Annotated in this window: 14 protein-coding genes; 2 read left to right on the forward strand and 12 right to left on the reverse strand. The window is 62.9% G+C overall.

The features are described 5' to 3' along the window. Window positions 1-180: 180 nt before the first annotated feature. Complete coding sequence (locus AC1RBA_RS17365; RefSeq protein WP_492419610.1) at window positions 181-1,479, forward strand: leucine-rich repeat-containing protein kinase family protein; 1,299 nt, start codon at window positions 181-183, stop codon at window positions 1,477-1,479. 54 nt (window positions 1,480-1,533) lie between these two features. On the opposite strand, the gene AC1RBA_RS17370 is transcribed toward AC1RBA_RS17365, so the two are convergent. Further along, window positions 1,534-2,799, reverse strand: coding sequence for a nitronate monooxygenase (locus AC1RBA_RS17370; protein ID WP_230505810.1), 1,266 nt, complete (start codon window positions 2,797-2,799; stop codon window positions 1,534-1,536). Between the two features lie 183 nt (window positions 2,800-2,982). Further along, window positions 2,983-3,468, reverse strand: a complete 486-nt coding sequence (locus AC1RBA_RS17375; protein WP_034759416.1) for a YajQ family cyclic di-GMP-binding protein — start codon at window positions 3,466-3,468, stop codon at window positions 2,983-2,985. Window positions 3,469-3,653: 185 nt separating this feature from the next. On the opposite strand from AC1RBA_RS17375, the gene murB reads away from it, so the two are divergent. Beyond that, the gene (murB, locus tag AC1RBA_RS17380; protein WP_492419310.1) at window positions 3,654-4,682 is read left to right on the forward strand and encodes a UDP-N-acetylmuramate dehydrogenase; all 1,029 of its coding nucleotides are present in this window, start codon (window positions 3,654-3,656) and stop codon (window positions 4,680-4,682) included. On the opposite strand, the gene ppnP is transcribed toward murB, so the two are convergent. The 10 genes from ppnP to argF all read right to left on the reverse strand — a co-directional run bounded on the left by ppnP (window position 4,683) and on the right by argF (window position 16,181). After that, window positions 4,683-4,997 carry a pyrimidine/purine nucleoside phosphorylase gene (ppnP, locus tag AC1RBA_RS17385; protein ID WP_492419311.1) on the reverse strand — a complete coding sequence of 105 codons (315 nt, stop codon included), beginning with the start codon at window positions 4,995-4,997 and terminating at the stop codon, window positions 4,683-4,685. It abuts the gene before it with no gap. A gap of 25 nt (window positions 4,998-5,022) precedes the next feature. Beyond that, a complete protein-coding gene (locus tag AC1RBA_RS17390; RefSeq protein WP_070290630.1) occupies window positions 5,023-6,048 on the reverse strand; it encodes a diguanylate cyclase in 1,026 nt (341 codons plus the stop codon). 10 nt (window positions 6,049-6,058) lie between these two features. Then, window positions 6,059-7,111 (reverse strand): chemotaxis-specific protein-glutamate methyltransferase CheB, encoded by a 1,053-nt coding sequence (gene cheB, locus AC1RBA_RS17395; protein ID WP_121668795.1) that lies wholly within the window; start codon window positions 7,109-7,111, stop codon window positions 6,059-6,061. Window positions 7,112-7,121: 10 nt separating this feature from the next. After that, window positions 7,122-9,431 carry a hybrid sensor histidine kinase/response regulator gene (locus AC1RBA_RS17400; RefSeq protein WP_492419312.1) on the reverse strand — a complete coding sequence of 770 codons (2,310 nt, stop codon included), beginning with the start codon at window positions 9,429-9,431 and terminating at the stop codon, window positions 7,122-7,124. Further along, window positions 9,428-10,114, reverse strand: a complete 687-nt coding sequence (locus tag AC1RBA_RS17405) for a chemotaxis protein CheW (protein ID WP_409026932.1) — start codon at window positions 10,112-10,114, stop codon at window positions 9,428-9,430. Before AC1RBA_RS17405 ends, AC1RBA_RS17400 begins: the two co-directional genes overlap by 4 nt. Window positions 10,115-10,123: 9 nt before the next feature. Beyond that, a complete protein-coding gene (locus AC1RBA_RS17410) occupies window positions 10,124-11,371 on the reverse strand; it encodes a CheR family methyltransferase (RefSeq protein WP_070220075.1) in 1,248 nt (415 codons plus the stop codon). Continuing rightward, on the reverse strand, window positions 11,368-11,823 hold the full coding sequence (locus AC1RBA_RS17415) for a chemotaxis protein CheW (protein WP_492419313.1): 456 nt from the start codon (window positions 11,821-11,823) through the stop codon (window positions 11,368-11,370). The genes AC1RBA_RS17410 and AC1RBA_RS17415 overlap by 4 nt, the downstream gene beginning before the upstream one ends. 4 nt (window positions 11,824-11,827) lie before the next feature. Further along, complete coding sequence (locus AC1RBA_RS17420; RefSeq protein WP_492419314.1) at window positions 11,828-13,639, reverse strand: methyl-accepting chemotaxis protein; 1,812 nt, start codon at window positions 13,637-13,639, stop codon at window positions 11,828-11,830. Between the two features lie 312 nt (window positions 13,640-13,951). Next, on the reverse strand, window positions 13,952-15,187 hold the full coding sequence (locus AC1RBA_RS17425) for an argininosuccinate synthase (protein ID WP_034759383.1): 1,236 nt from the start codon (window positions 15,185-15,187) through the stop codon (window positions 13,952-13,954). A gap of 73 nt (window positions 15,188-15,260) precedes the next feature. After that, a complete protein-coding gene (gene argF, locus AC1RBA_RS17430) occupies window positions 15,261-16,181 on the reverse strand; it encodes an ornithine carbamoyltransferase (RefSeq protein ID WP_070290636.1) in 921 nt (306 codons plus the stop codon). Between the last annotated feature and the right edge of the window lie 129 nt (window positions 16,182-16,310).

A 16,310-nucleotide genomic window follows, 5' to 3' on the forward strand; every position in this document is an offset into this window, starting at 1 on the left:
ACAGGACCGTGAAACAACTTTGCGCCGATGATAGTGCTGCAACCAGTGTGAAAGTAGGTTATCGTCAGGCTTGTTATTCGAAAAAACCCCATCCGGTGATCCGGTTGGGGTTTTTTTACGTCCAATGATTTATGCATGGCATCGACCGGGTGCCACCTTGAAAGGAATATCTTGTCTGCCTTGCATACACTGGAGCAATTACGCGCCGGCCAACTGGCCGGCCTGCGCCGCCTGAAGCTGTCGTGCAGCTTGACGGATTTCCCACGCGAGATATTCGACCTGGCCGACAGCCTGGAAATCCTCGACCTGTCCGGCAATGCGCTGTCCTCGCTGCCCGACGATCTGCCGCGCCTGCACAAGCTGCGCATCATATTTTGCTCGGATAATCTGTTCACCACCTTGCCAGCCGTGCTCGGTTCCTGTCCTGGGCTGGAAATGATCGGTTTCAAGGCGAACCGGATCGGCCACGTGCCGGCCGCAGCCTTGCCATTGGCTCTGCGCTGGCTGACGCTGACCGACAATGCCATCGAAGTCTTGCCTGATGAACTCGGCAAGTGCGGGCAATTGCAGAAACTCATGCTGGCGGGAAATTGTCTGAGCAGTTTGCCGGCATCGCTGGTGAACTGCCGCAAGCTGGAACTGGTGCGCATCGCCGCCAACCGCTTCACGGCGCTCCCCGATTGCCTGCTGGCCTTGCCACGCCTGAGCTGGCTCGCATATGCGGGCAATCCCTTTACGGAAGCGCGTGAACTGGCGGCCCTGAGCGGCACCGGGACGGCGGGCCTGGCCTGGCCGCGCCTGCAACTGGCGCAGCAGCTGGGCGAGGGGGCATCGGGCGTGATTTACCGCGCCCGCCTCGATGATATCGAGGATGTCGCCGTCAAAGTGTTCAAGGGGGCGATAACCAGCGACGGCTTGCCGCGCAGCGAAATGGCTGCCTGTGTCGGCGCAGGCGCCCATCCGGGCCTGATCCCCATCCTCGGGACGCTCGATGCGCATCCGCAAGGGGCGCTGGGACTGGTCATGCCGCTGATCGATGTTGCCTACCGCAACCTCGCCGGGCCGCCCAGCCTGTCATCATGCACGCGTGACGTGTATGCCGAGGGCGTGCGCTTTGAGGCACCGCAAGCCCTGGCCATTGCCCAGGGCATCGCCTCGGCCGTGTGCCAGCTGCATGCGCACGGCATCGTGCATGGCGATCTGTATGCACACAACATCCTGCATGCGGACGCCGGCGCCTGCCTGCTGGGCGACTTCGGCGCGGCGTCCATGTTTGCGCCAGGCACGCCGCAAGGGGAGGTACTGCAAGGCATGGAGGCGCGCGCCTTTGGCGTGCTGCTGGGCGAGCTGGTCGCCCACTGTGCCGCGCCCTTGCCGGCCCTGCAGGCCTTGCGGGAAACGTGCATGCAGGATGAAATATCGCGACGGCCCAAGTTTGACGTGATCGAACGGGTATTGCGGCAGATGCTCCCCGCATAAAAAAATGGCGCAGCCTTCGCAGGCTGCGCCATTTTCATGTCAGGCTGGCAATATTCAGCCAGGTACCTGGATTTCTTTTTCCGGCAGGGCGATCTGGTTGTCGACGCTGAACTGGTAATCCTTGAAGACGTGTTCGGCCGTCAGGATCTGGTATTCGCCGTTGTCGAGCTTATGCGTGGTGTCCTTCAGGCGATACGTGTAATGGCCGCAGGTCCAGCAGTTGAAGTTGCGCATGTGCGTGCACAGGCAAGTCTTGTCCATCACGACGACGGTTTTTTGTTCCGGATGGGCCGCCACTTCGCGGTTGTACGAGTTGATGTACGCGCAGTTGCCCGTCGCGTCGAGCAGGTAGCCATACGATTCGCAGCCTGGGCGGATACCGGCGCCGATGGCGGGCGTGTTCTTCAGCATGCGCATCGGGTAACCGGTCGGCGAGACGCCGTTGACGATGATGTCTTCTTCCGAGGCCTTGTAGTATTCCTGCTTGACCTTGTTTGGCAAGCCGCATTCCTCGGTGACGGTAAAGCGCGTCGCCACTTGCACGCCGGCCGCACCCGCTTCCAGGAAGGAGACGGCATCGCTGCCCGTGAAGATGCCGCCGGCGGCGATCAGCGGGATGTCCAGCTGTTCCGCTTTCAGGTAGGCCAGCAGTTCCGCCGTGATCGTGTGCAGGTCGTAATTGGCCCAGTCCATGCCGAAACCCAGGTGGCCGCCGGCCAATGGTCCTTCGACGATGATGAAGTCGGGCAAGCGGTCCAGCTTGGCGTTCTTGCGCAGGAAAATCTGCAAGGCGCGCACGGACGAGACGATGATGCCCAGCTTGGCGTCACGGAAACGCGGATGGTCGGCCATCAGGGCGAACGAGCCGAAGTGCAGACCGGCGGACAGGGTGATGCCGTCGATGCCGGCGTCCAGTGCCGCATTCAGGCGCACGCGCAAGGTTTCACGGGGGCCATTCATGGTCAGCTTTTCCATGCAATTGACGAAGATCAAGCCATCGCCTTTTTTTGCTTCCATGGTGCGGCCGATATGCAGGCGCTGCGCTTCCGCCAGGCGGCCCAGGTCGAACTGCACCACGGCCTTGTCGCTGTTATTGATGTTGAATTTGTACAGTTTCGTCTTGTCTTTGACGAAGGTGGTGTCGAAACGGCGATCCGACACGTCTTCCACCATGGCATCGGAGATATGCCCGATACCGTTCAGCCGTGCCGCTTCCAGGGCCAGCTCCGACGTGGAAATATCCACACCCATTCCGCCTATCATGATGGGCACATATTCTTTTTTGCCAAATCGCAGGCGGAAATCATCAACACGTTTCATTGCTATCCTTAGACTACCGTGGTTATCACTGAGCCAGATGTACGGTCAAGCCCGCTGCCGGTCAGGCGCGCGGGCGCATGTAGCTGTGCGCAGCTTCAATTCTACCCCAAGCGGGCAGGTGCTCCGAGGCAGCTTGCCGCCATGCCGGTGCAAGCGCAGGCCGGAGCGTGCGCATCATCGAAATTAATCGCGGAAATTGTTAAATTCCAGCGGCATGTCGGGCACGTCCTTGCGCAGCATGGCCATGGCCGCTTGCAGGTCGTCGCGCTTGGCGCCCGTGACGCGCACGGCTTCACCCTGGATGCTCGCTTGCACTTTCATCTTGCTGTCCTTGATGACGCGCACGATTTTCTTGGCATCATCCGATTCGATGCCATTCTTGATCTTGATGATCTGCTTGACCTTGTCGCCGCCAATCTTCTTGATGTCGCCTTCGTCGAGGAAGCGCACATCGACCTTGCGTTTGGTCAATTTATTGGTCAGCACGTCGCGCACCTGGCTGAGCTGAAATTCCGAATCCGCGAATGCGGTCAATTCGTTTTCCTTGTGTTCGACGCGGGCATCGCTGCCCTTGAAGTCGAAGCGGGTCGTGATTTCCTTGTTGGATTGCTCGACGGCATTCTTGACTTCGATCATATCGGCTTCGGAGACTACATCAAATGACGGCATGGTCTGTTCCTTTTCTTGTTAAAGCGAGCGCGCGCTCGGCGCGCTGGGCCTTGGCGGCTGATTCTGCGCCATGGGACGGCCCTGTTAAAGATGCGACATTTTAACGGACAACGGGCAAGTCGCCCTTGTCCTGAGGTGGTTTTTTGTCGCTTTCGCTCTATAATCGAGCAAAATTTCCCTATCCCATGCATCCAGAGCTCACCATCGAACACAATTACAACCTCCAGCGCCTGAATACCTTCGGCATCGCGGCCCATGCGGCCGCCTACGTACGCATTACTTCGCAGGCCCAGCTGCAGGCCGCACTGCAAGATCCCGCCCTGTCCGCCATGCCGCGCCTGATATTGGGCGGCGGCAGCAACATCGTGCTGACGGGCGATTTTCCCGGCGCCGTGCTGCACATGGCCACGCGCGGCATGCGCCTGGCGCAGGCGGATTTCGAGACGATACTCGTCACGGCCGCGGCCGGCGAAAACTGGCACGACTTCGTGCAGTGGACCCTGGCACAAGGCGTGGGCGGACTGGAAAACCTGTCCTTGATCCCCGGCACGGTGGGTGCGGCGCCTATCCAGAATATCGGCGCGTATGGCGTGGAAATCAAGGATTATCTGCATAAGGTGAGCGTCATGCACAGCGCCAGCGGCATCGTCTTCGACATGGACCGCGACGCCTGCCGTTTCGCCTATCGCGACAGCATCTTCAAGCAGGCGGACGGGGGCGAGCTGATCGTGCTGGAAGTGACGTTTGCCTTGCCCGCCGAGTGGCAGCCGAACTTGCGCTACGCGGAACTGGCGCAGGCCGTGGCCGAGCGCCATCTTGCCGAACCGACGCCGCAACAGGTGGCCGACACGGTGATGGCGATCCGCCGGAGAAAATTGCCGGACCCGGCCGTGATCGGCAATGCGGGCAGCTTCTTCAAGAATCCCGTGGTGTCACGCGAGCAATGTCTTGCCTTGCTGGAACGTTTTCCTGCGCTGGTGCATCATGCGCAGCCTGATGGCACGGAAAAGCTGGCGGCCGGCTGGCTGATCGATCAGTGTGGCTGGAAGGGGAAAAACCTGGGGCCCGCGGGAGTGTATCCCAAGCAGGCGCTGGTTCTGGTGAATAATGGCGGCGCTCGTGGCGCGGACATTACCCGGCTGGCGGAAGCGATACAGGATGATGTAGAGGCGAAATACGGCGTGCGCCTGTCGTCCGAGCCTGTGTTTGTTTAATCAAGCGAAGTGGCAGACGTAATCCACGGTTTCCGTTGTTTCGATGTCAAAATAGCTATTGCCCGGGATTTTGAATTCCGTGCCCGCGCCATAGCTGTGCCACTCCGTCGCGTCGGCCAGGCGCACCTTGCACAGGCCGCCGATGATTTCCATCGTTTCCGGGGCGCCCGTGTTGAAGCGCAACGATGACGGGAAAATCACGCCCACGCTTTTCTTCGTGCCATCGGCGAGGATGACGTTGTGCGAGACGCATTTGCCGTCAAAGTAGATATTCGACTTCTTGACGACGCTGACATTGTCCAGTTGTGTGCTCATGCTTCACTTTCCTTGCTGTTAAAAATCAGTCCTGGACGTCATCGGCGCTCAGCACGCTGTTGCGTCCGCCGCGCTTGGCCGCGTACAGGGCCTGGTCGGCGCGGTTGATCAGTTGCTCGACCGTCGAGTCGGGCGAAGGCACGACGGTGGCCACGCCGATCGAGATGGTAACGATGCCCGTGCCTGCCGCCGGGTTCTCGATCTGCAAGCCTTCCAGATGGCGCCGGCATGCTTGGGCGATCAGCAGCGCGCCGGCCGCTTCCGTTTCCGGCAGGATCAGGGCGAACTCTTCGCCCCCGTAACGGGCGGCCAGGTCGGCCGGGCGTTTCAAATGTTCCGTGAGCACGGCGGCAACTTTTTTCAGGCACAGGTCGCCCGCCAGATGGCCGAAATGGTCGTTATAGCTCTTGAAATGGTCGATATCGCAGAACAGCAGGCTCAACGGTGCCTTGTCGCGCTGGCCCCGCTGCCATTCGAAATGCAGGGTTTCATCGAAACGGCGGCGATTGGCGATGCCCGTCAAGCCATCGAGGGCGGCCAGTTTCTGCAATTCAATGTTCGCGTCCGCCAGGTTCTTTTGGCTTTCGCGCAGGAAACGAAAAGCCTGGTCGCGCTGCAGACGGCTGATGTGCGCGTTGGAATGGTAGCGTATGCGCGCCAGCAGTTCCAGGCGGTCCGGCAGTTTCACCACATAATCGTTGGCGCCGACGGCAAAGCTGTGGGCCTTCAGTTTCGGGTCGTCCTTGGCCGACATCACGATCACCGGCACGTGCGCGAGCGCCTCGTTTTCGCGGTACTGCTGGATCAAGGCGAAGCCGTCGATGCCCGGCATCACCAGGTCTTGCAGGATGACGGTCGGTTGCAAACGCTGCGCCGTGTCCAGCGCCTGCGTGGCGTCGGTCACATAATGAAATTCGATATCCTGCTGGTCGCTGAGCATGCGGCGGACTGCCTCGGCAATGATCAACTGGTCGTCCACCAGCAGCACGCTGACCTTGAATTCGGTCAATGCGGGTTCATGCTGGGTGAAGCTGGAGGAGAATTCTGGCATTGCATTCTTTTCAGATGTTAGGGGAGGGCTCCCACCCATTGTTGAGTTTGGCGCCCAGACGGCCGCGCAGGCTGGCGCCTATTCTATCCAATGGCAGGATTTGCTGCGCCGCATCGAGTTCAGCCGCCGCGCGCGGCATGCCATACACGGCGCTGCTGGCCTGGTCTTGCGCGATCGTCGTCTTGCCTGCGCGGCGCATGGCCAGCAAGCCGTCGCCGCCGTCGCGCCCCATGCCTGTGAGCAATACGCCGATGGCGTCGCCGCGCCAGTGCTGCGCCACGCAGTTGAAGAAGACATCGACGGACGGGCGGTAAACATAGTCGCGCGGTGCTGCATCGTAACCCAAACGATAATTTTGATCTAGCAGCAAGTGGTCATTGGTCTTGGCGATCAGTACCGTGCCGGACACCAGTTCATCGCCTTCGGCGATCACGCGCACGGGCATGCTGAGCTGGTCGTCCAGCCATTTGGCGAAGTGCGAGGCGAAGGTTTCATCGATGTGCTGCACCACCACGATGGCGCAGCCGGGCGGCGCCGTCCAGCCGGCCAGCACCTTGGCCACGGCCGAGGGGCCACCCGTCGAGGCGCCGATGGCGACCAGGGTCGATACCTGGCCGTCGCCGCGTTCGCCGCCATTGCCGTTCGCCGGGCGCGGCGGCGGTGCTTCGGCGCTGTGGCGTATCAGTTTGCCGATGGTCTTGATCTTGGCCAGCAGTTCGCTGTCGCCGCCCACTTCCCCCTGCAGCACCGGCGTGGCCGTGACGTCGAGCGCGCCCGCGCCCAGCGCGCGGAAGACCTGGTTGACATTGTCTTGCGGGCGGCCCGTGACGACGAGGATGGCGCACGGGCTCTGCTCCATGATCAGGCGCGTCGCTTCCACGCCATCCATCTCCGGCATGTTCAGGTCCATCAGGATCAGGTCGGGGCGGTTGCCCTCGCACATGCGCACGGCCTCGAGCCCCGTGCGGGCGATCCACAGCACCTGGTGTTCCTGCGTACTGGCGACCACCCGGCGCAGGGCCTCGGCGGCCATGGCGACATCGTTGGCAATGGCAATTTTCATGAATGACGGCTCATAAGCGGGCATCTCCTATCAGGTTGGCCACCGCGTCGAGCAAGGTCTCGTCGTGGAAGCTGCCTTTGGTCAGATAATAATCGGCGCCGGCGGACAGGCCGCGCGCGCGGTCTTCCGGGCGGTCCTTGTACGAGACGATCATCACCGGCAGCTTGTGCAGGTGCAGGTCCTTCTTGATCAGCGAGACCAGTTCGATGCCATCCATGCGCGGCATGTCGACGTCGGTGATCACCAGGTCGTACTCGCCGCTGCGCACCACGTTCCAGCCGTCGATGCCGTCGATGGCCACGTCGACCTCGAAACCGCGCGCCAGCAGCAGCTTGCGCTCCATCTCGCGCACCGTCAGCGAATCGTCGACGACGAGGATGCGCTTGGCGCGGCGCTGCTGCGCGTGGCCCGCCTGCGCCAGCTGGTGCAGGCCGCCTTCGTGCAGCAGCTTGTCGATCGACAGCAGCAAATCGGGCACGTCGAGGATCAGCACCGGCTCGCCGTCGTCGAGCAGGGCGGCGGCGGAAATGTCGCGCATCTTGCCGAAGATCGGATCGATGGCCTGCACCGCCAGGCTTTGCTCGCCGCGGATGGCGTCGACCACCAGCGCATAGCTTTGCTTGCCGCGCCCGATCACCACCACCGGCAAATCGTCGGTCTGGCTGGCCGCTTCGCCCAGTTCCAGCACCTGCGCGGCCGACACCAGGCCCAGATGTTCGCCCTTGAGTTCGAAGAACTGCTTGTTTTCCAGGGTATGGATGGCCGCTTGCGGCACGCGCACCACGCTTTCCACCTTGACGATGGGGATGGCATAGGCTTCGCCGTGCACGTCGACCACCAGCGCGCGCACGATCGATTGCGTCAGCGGCAGGGTGATCAGGGCGCGGAAGCCCCGGCCCGGCTCCGATTCCAGGCGCACCGTGCCGTTTTGCTGGCGTATCGTCTCGTGCACGATGTCGAGGCCCACGCCGCGCCCGGACAATTGATTGGCCGTCGCCTTCAGGCTGAAGGCGGGGAGGAACAAAAACTCCAGCAGCTCGCCCGGCGACAGCGCGGCGGCCATGGCGGGACTGGCCATCTTGCGTTCGATGACGGACTGGCGGATTTTTTCCAGGTCGACGCCGCGCCCGTCGTCGCTGATCTCGATGCTCAGCATGCCGGCGCGGTGGCGCGCCTCCATGCGTATCGTGCCCAGCGCTTCCTTGCCCGCGTCGATGCGCTCGTACGGGCCTTCCATGCCATGGTCGATGGCATTCCTGAGCATGTGGTTCAGCGGACTTTCGATCTTCGCCAGGATATCGCGGTCGACCAGGGTGTCTTCCCCTTCGATCTCCAGCTGCACTTCCTTGCCCAGGCTGCGCGCCAGGTCGCGCACCATGCGCGGAAACGCATGGATGCCGTCGCGGAAAGGGCGCATGCGCAGGGCCAGCACTTCGTCGACCATGCCTTGCGAGACGGCCAGCAGGCGCCGCTCGTAGGTTTCGATATCGGCAATGTGCTCGAGCATGAACTGCTTCAGCGGTTGCGTCTTTTGCAGCGCCAGCAGGGACTTTTCCATCAGGCCCGGGTCGGCCGAGCGGGCAATGGCTTCGTGCAGGTGCTCGATGGCGGAAAACAGGCTGCTCTGGTTGCGCTTGAAACGCTGCAGGGCGCCGACGAACGGGTGCATCTGGTGCGCATTGATGCGCGATTCGCTGGCCAGCGACAGCAGCTTGTCGAAGTTTTGCGCCGCTGCCTTGGCCGGTGCGGCACCCGCACGCGGGGCAGGCGCGGCCGCCGACTCAGGCTCTTCGCCTGCCAGGCCGCTGGCCACGGGAGCCTGCAGTTCGGTCGGGTTGGTCGTTTCCTGCGGCAAGGGGGCGGGAGCGGAGGCAGGCAACGAGGGCAGGGCCGGCAATTCGGGCAGGTCGGCGATGCCGGCGATGGCGTTCAGGGTCTGGTCGATCTGCGCCGCATTCGCGGCCAGCCACGCTTCGGCGCCCGCGTCGTCCAGGCGCGACAGCTGCACGATCAGGTCGACGCCCGACAGCAGCACGTCGACCCTTTCCGGCGTCAGCTTCAAGCGGCCGTGCTGGGCGGCGACAAAGCTGTCTTCCATGCCGTGCGCCAGCTGCACCACCACCTGCAGGCCGACGATGGCGGCGGCACCCTTGATCGAGTGCGCCGCGCGCATCATCGCCTCGACGGCCGCCGCGTCGCCCGCATGGCGCTCCATGGCCAGCAAGCCGTCGGTGAGAATCTGGGTCTGGCTGTCCGCCTCCATGCGGAACAGGTCCAGCATGGAAAAGGCGCTCAGGTCGCCGTGCTGGTCCTGGCTCATCGTAATAGTCTCGCAAGTTGAAAGCCGATCAGCGCCGTGTCGAGGCAGCCGATGCGCATGTCGCCCTCGGTGATGACGCCGGACAAAAAGCGCGACAGGCCCTTGTTGATGGTCGCCGCCGGCGCCTGCACGGCGCCCGACGCATAGCGCACGATGCCGTGCAGGTCGGCCACGGGCAGCGCGTAAGCCTGCTCTTCCCAGCGCAGCAGCAGCAGGCGTGCAAACGTGTGGCGGCCGCGGGCCGCTGGCGCACCCTGTTCGTCGATGCCCAGCAAACTGGCCAGCGACATGCACGGATACAGCTTGCCGCCGATATTGACGATGCCCGCCAGACCGCGCCCGCTGCGGTGCGGCAGCACATGCGGCTTGGCCTGCGGCGCCACGGCGTCGAACACGCGCGTGGGCAGCGCCAGCCATTCGCGGCCGATGCGAAACACCAGCGCGGAACTGTCGCGCACTTCGCCGCCCGTATCGATCTGGCGGAAGTGGCTGGCCCAGTCGCGCCGGTAGTGTTCGTCCACGGGCCGCTGCAGGTTGCGCCGGGCGGCGCCCGCGTACACGTCGCAGTTGCGGCAATGCACGTTGGCTGGCAGCTTGGGGCAGCTCTGGTCGCCGACCACGCCGATATGGTTCCAGCAGTCGTCGATGGTGGCGGGGGACTCGGTGGCGATGAGATTTGTCATGCTTGCCCCTTAGTTGGACGCCTGGCGGCGCTCGTAAATGCGTGCCGCGCGCGCCTTCAGGGTGGCGGCGGCCGTTTGGTTGCCATTGCGTTCGGCCAGCAGGGCCAGATGGCACAGCGCCTCGTAATGGTCGGGCTGCAGGTAGATGCAGCGGCGCCAGTAGTCGTCGGCCAGGTCCATCTTGCCGGCCAGTTCGTTGATGATGCCCAGCATGAAATACGCTTCCGCCGCCTCGGGCACTTTCGCCAGGTGCGCGTGGCATTTGTCGCCGGCCTCGCGCAACTGGCCGCGGTCGGCCAGCAGGCGCGCCTCTGCCAGCAAATCGGCTTGCGCTGCCGGCGCGGGCGATGGCACGGACACGGGGCGCGTGCGCGGCACCGCCGACGCGGCGGAAGAGGGGGCTGCTACTGCAGCGCGCCCTGGCGCGGGCGGCACGCTGCGCAGGGGACGCGCGACAGGCAGCGGCGCCACTAGCACGGGGCTGGCCGGCGCCGCTGTTTCCTTCTTCAGGGCGAAAGCCTGGCGGAACTGCAGCGGCGCAAAGCCGTTCTGGCAGAACGACGGCACTTCCGCATAACCGGCCAGCAGCATGCCGTCGTCGGCCAGCAGGGCGGACAGGTTGGCGATGGCGGCGCGCGTGGTCGGTTTGTCGAAGTAAATCAGCAGGTTGCGGCAGAAGATGACGTCGTAGTGTTTGCTGCAGCTGGCGGTATCGAACTGCAGCAGATTGCCCTGCCTGAAGGTCACCTGGTCGCGCAGGGAGTCGATGATGCGGTAGGCGTCGTCGGCCACGTGCGTGAAATAGCGTTCGCGGAAGGCCACGTCCTGCGCGCGGAAGGCGTTGCGGCCATACACGCCGGCCTGCGCCCGCTCGATGCAGCCGGGGCTCAGGTCATACGCGTCGATGCTGAACGCCTGTTTCGGCACACCGCCGTCGCGCAGCGCCATGGCCATCGAATACGGTTCCTCGCCGCCCGCGCACGGGATCGACAGGATGCGCGTGGCACGTCCGCGCGCCCAGCGCTCCTGCACCAGTTCGACGGTGGCGTAGAACGCTTGCGGATCGCGGAACAGCCACGATTCGGGCACCACCACCAGTTCGATCAATTGCGTCATTTCGGCCGGCGTGAGCGCCTGGAGGTAAGCCTGGCTATCGGCAAAGCCCGTCCGCTCCATGCGCTGATTGACGGCCCGCTCGGCCACGGATTTGGACACCGACAGGCCGGTCGCGCGGCGCAGCAGGGCTTGCGCCGTCATGCCGCGCTCGCGTCTTGAAACAGCAGCGCGCGCACGTCCGGCGGCAGCAGGTGATCCAGCTCGACCAGCTGCACGATGCCGTCGGCGTCGCTGGCCACCTGGCCCAGGAAGGGCGCCGTCGCCACGCCGCTGTCCTCAAGCCCTTGCGGGTCGATATCGGCGATGCCGCGCACCTGCGAGGCCAGCAGGCCCAGCGCATGCATGGCGCCGTCCGGCGCGCGGTAGTCGACGATGACGATGCGCGTGTCGAACTGCGCGGCGGCGGGCGGCAGCCCGGCCAGGCGCGACAGGTCGATCACGGGCACGGGCGTGCCGTGCAAGTCCATCAGGCCGGCCACGTAGTCTGGCGTGAGCGGCAACTGCTTCAGCTCCAGCAGCGGCAGCACGCGCACGATGCCGGCCAGGGGCAGGCCGTAGCGGTCGCGTCCGATGTGAAAGAGCAGCACTTTCATGGGATCAGATGGTGACGGCGAAGGTCGACACGCTCGACTGCAGGTCGCCCGCCGCATATTGCAACTGGTGCACCGCCTCGCTGGTGGCTTTTAATGACTCCACCGTTTGCTGGGTGGCGTCGTTGAGCTGCATCATGGTGTCGGAAATCTGCGACGCGCCGATCGCCTGCGACTGCATGCCTTGCAGCACGGCGTCGAACTGCGGCGTGAGTTTCTGCACCTGGTCCATGACGGACGACAGCTGCTCGGCCACTTGGCGCACTTCGCCCACGCTGCGGCGAATTTCTTCCGAGAATTTATCCATGCCCATCACGCTGGCGGACACGGCCGACTGCATTTCCTTGAGCATTTGCTCGATATCCCAGGTGGAAACGGAGGTCTGGTCGGCCAGGCGGCGGATTTCCGTCGCCACCACGGAGAAGCCGCGGCCCGCCTCTCCCGCCTTTTCCGCCTCGATGGCGGCGTTCAGCGACAGGATGTTGGTCTGATCCGCCACTTTCGTGATGGTGATCAGCACGCTATTGATATTGCTGGCCTTTTCCGACAGGGCGGCCAGCTTGGCGTTGATGGAATCGGTGGCCGAAACCATGTGCTGCATGGTCGAATCCATGCGCTTGAGGTTATTCTGCGCTTCGGCCGTCGCATTCGTCGTGTAGTCGGCCACGGCGGTGGCGTCTTCCATGGTTTTGAGCAACTGGCTCGTGTTGGCCGAGATTTCCTTGGTGGTGCTGAGGATTTCCACGCTCGTTTGCGCTTGCTCAATGCCCGTGGCTTCCTGCTGGCGCGCCGAGGCGGCGATTTCCGTGGCGGATGTCGTCACCTGGATGCCGGCCTTTTGCACATTGTTGAGCAGGCTGCGCAGGTTTTCGAACATCTTCGCCAGGCCGTTGCCCAGCTGGCCGATGGCATCGCTGCCCGTGATGCCGACCTTGCCCGTCAGGTCGCCCGAGGCTGCCTTGGACACCACTTCCAGCAGGGAATCGACCTTGGCCCGCAAGGTGTTGGTGGCGGCCAATTCGTTGGCCTGGTTGTCCTGGATGGTTTGCGCCATGCGGTTGAACTCTTCCGTTACCTTGCCCAGTTCGTCGCGCGAGAGGATGGCGGCGCGCGCGCCTTGCTCGCCGCCGGCGATGCGCCCGACGGCGTCCGTCAGGCTGTTCAGCGGGCCGAGGATGGCACGGCCCAGCAGATAGGAAATGCCCAGCGCCAGCACCACGCACAGCAGGCCGCCCAGGGCCAGGGTCAACATCATGGTTTCCTGCAATTTTGCCGTGGTGGCCGTGCGTTCGGCCAGCAAGCGGGTTTCCTCGGCGGCCACTTCGTCGAGCAGCTTGTTCGCTTGCGCGACAGCCGGGTAGCCGCCTGGCGGCATGGAGCGCGCCACCGCTTCCGTGGCGCCCGGCGCATTGCCCAGCGCGCGGCGCTTCTCGATCAGCGGAGTGATCCATTCCTTGACCCAGGTGGTGGTCAGCTGGTCGATCTTGCGGAAGCGTTCCGACTGCAGCTTGTTGTCGACCGTCATGGCGATGGCTTTTTGCGTGTGTTGGCTCAGCATTGCCGTTTCATCGGTTTCCGGGGTCAGCGAGGCTTCGTTGCCGGTCAGGATGAAACCGCGCGCCTCCACCTGGATTTGCAGGATGGAATTGTGGATCTTGTCGATCTCGACCAGCACTTCCATCGTATGGCGGTCCCATGCATTAGCCTCGGACAGCCGCGCAAAGCTGTTGTAGGCCACGCCCAGCAGGATCAGGATGATGGCCACGATGGAGCCGAAGCCCAGGTACAGTTTATTCTTGATACTCAGGTCTTTGAACATGGTGGCTCCGGAAGCGGGAAGTTTTCGACTAAGAGCGCCTAACAGAACCGTAGCGAGCGGCAGCGAGTTGCGGCTGAGAAGCGCAACTGTGCGCATGCACAGTGAGCATCGCAGGCCGCAAATCGCGCCGCGCAGTAGGTTATGTTAGGTGCTCTAAATTGCACTGTAGCATTTTGCCACGGGGACAGCAAAATGGGGGGGATCCGGGTGCGCGCAGGGCCGTAAATCGCGGCCGAGTGCGTTTCAAACGTAAAAAAGCCGCCCGTGGGCGGCTTGAGCTGGCGCGGGAGCAGGTGCGCCCTGGCTAACTAATTACTTCTGGCCCCGTTTTTCGCGGGCGATGGCGGCGATGCGCATGCGCAAGGCGTTCAGCTTGATGAAGCCGCCGGCATCGGCCTGGTTGTAGGCGCCGCCGTCTTCGTCGAAGGTGGCGATGTTCATGTCGAACAGCGAATCGGTCTTCGAATCGCGGGACACAACGATGACATTGCCCTTGTACAGCTTGATGCGTACCCAGCCGTTCACGGTTTCTTGCGTGTGGTCGATCAGGGTTTGCAGGGCAACGCGCTCGGGCGCCCACCAGTAGCCGTTGTAGATCATCGATGCGTAGCGCGGCATCAGGTCATCTTTCAGGTGGGCCACTTCGCGGTCCAGGGTGATCGATTCGATGGCGCGGTGGGCCTTGAGCATGATGGTGCCGCCCGGGGTTTCATAGCAGCCGCGCGACTTCATGCCGACGTAGCGGTTTTCCACCAGGTCCAGGCGTCCCACGCCATGCTTGCCGCCAACCTTGTTCAGTTCGGCCAGCACGGTCGCCGGCGACATGCGCACGCCGTTGATGGCGACGATATCGCCTTTTTCGTATTCGATGTCCAGGTATTCCGCTTCGTCCGGCGCCTTTTCAGGGCTGACGGTCCAGCGCCACATGGTTTCTTCCGCTTCGGCGCTCGGGTTTTCCAGGTGGCGGCCTTCAAAGCTGATGTGCAGCAAGTTGGCATCCATCGAGTATGGCGCGCCGCCGTTCTTGTGCTTCATGTCGATTTCGATGCCGGCGTCTTCCGCGTACTTCAGCAGTTTTTCGCGCGACAGCAGATCCCACTCGCGCCATGGGGCGATGATCTTCACGCCTGGCTTCAGGGCGTAGGCGCCCAGTTCGAAACGCACCTGGTCATTGCCCTTGCCGGTCGCGCCGTGCGAGATGGCGTCGGCGCCCGTGGCGTTGGCGATTTCGATCAGGCGCTTGGCGATCAGCGGACGGGCGATCGAGGTGCCCAGCAGGTATTCGCCTTCATACACGGTGTTGGCGCGGAACATCGGGAAGACGAAATCGCGCACGAATTCTTCGCGCACGTCTTCGATATGGATGTTTTCCGGCTTGATGCCGAATTTGATGGCCTTGGCGCGCGCCGGTTCCAGTTCTTCGCCCTGGCCCAGGTCGGCCGTGAAGGTGACGATTTCGCACTGGTAGTTATCTTGCAGCCATTTCAGGATGACGGAGGTGTCGAGTCCGCCGGAATAGGCCAGGACTACTTTTTTAATGTCGCTCATATTGCTTCCAGTTGTCGTTGTCGATGTATGTATTGCGATGCTGCCAGGTTTTTTTTATGCAGTGCCGGGCGAATTATTGGATTTTACCGAGTAACAGGTATTCGATCAGCGCTTTTTGCACGTGCAAGCGGTTTTCCGCCTCGTCCCACACGACCGATTGCGGGCCGTCGATCACTTCGGCGGCCACTTCCTCGCCGCGGTGGGCGGGCAGGCAGTGCATGAACAGCGCGTCGGGCGCGGCGCGGGCCATCTTCGCGCCATCGACGATCCAGCCGTCGAAGGCGGCGATACGGGCCGCGTTTTCCGCCTCATAGCCCATGCTGGTCCACACGTCCGTGTTGACCAGGTGCGCGCCTTCGCAGGCGTCGGACGGGTTGGCAAAGAAAGTGTAGCGCTCCGTCTTGACTTGCGACAGGTCGATGTCGTAGCCCTTCGGCGTCGATACGTTGACGTGGAAGCCGAACACTTCGGCCGCCTGCAGCCACGAGTACAGCATGTTGTTGGCGTCGCCGATCCAGGCGACGACCTTGCCGGCGATCGAGCCGCGGTGTTCGATGTAGGTGAAGATGTCGGCAAAGACCTGGCACGGGTGGTGTTCATTGGTCAGGCCATTGATCACCGGCACGCGCGAATTGGCGGCGAAACGCTCGATGATTTCCTGGCCGAAGGTACGCACCATGATGATGTCGCACATGCGCGACATGACCTGGCCCGCGTCTTCCACCGGCTCGCCGCGGCCCAGCTGGGAGTCGCGCGTGTTCAGGTAGATGGCGGCGCCGCCCAGCTGGTGCATGCCGGCTTCGAACGACAATCGCGTGCGGGTGGAGTTCTTTTCAAAGACCATCACCAGGGTGCGGTCGATCAGTGGATGGTAGATTTCGTAATTCTTGAACTTGCGCTTGATCAGATGGGCGCGTTCGATCACATATTCATACTCTTCCAACGTGAAATCGGAGAACTGGAGGTAGTGCTTGATCGGTTTTTTTGTCGACATAATGACCACTTGAAGATGCGCAGGCCGCCGGCGGCGTGCCTTTCCCGCCGGGTTGCATCAGCGTACAACATCTCGTCTGATGACTGCCTCGCCCGGCGCGCTGCTGTGTTGATCGGTGCCCGCGCCTGT

The organism is Janthinobacterium sp. GW823-FHT03B06 (assembly GCF_058796955.1).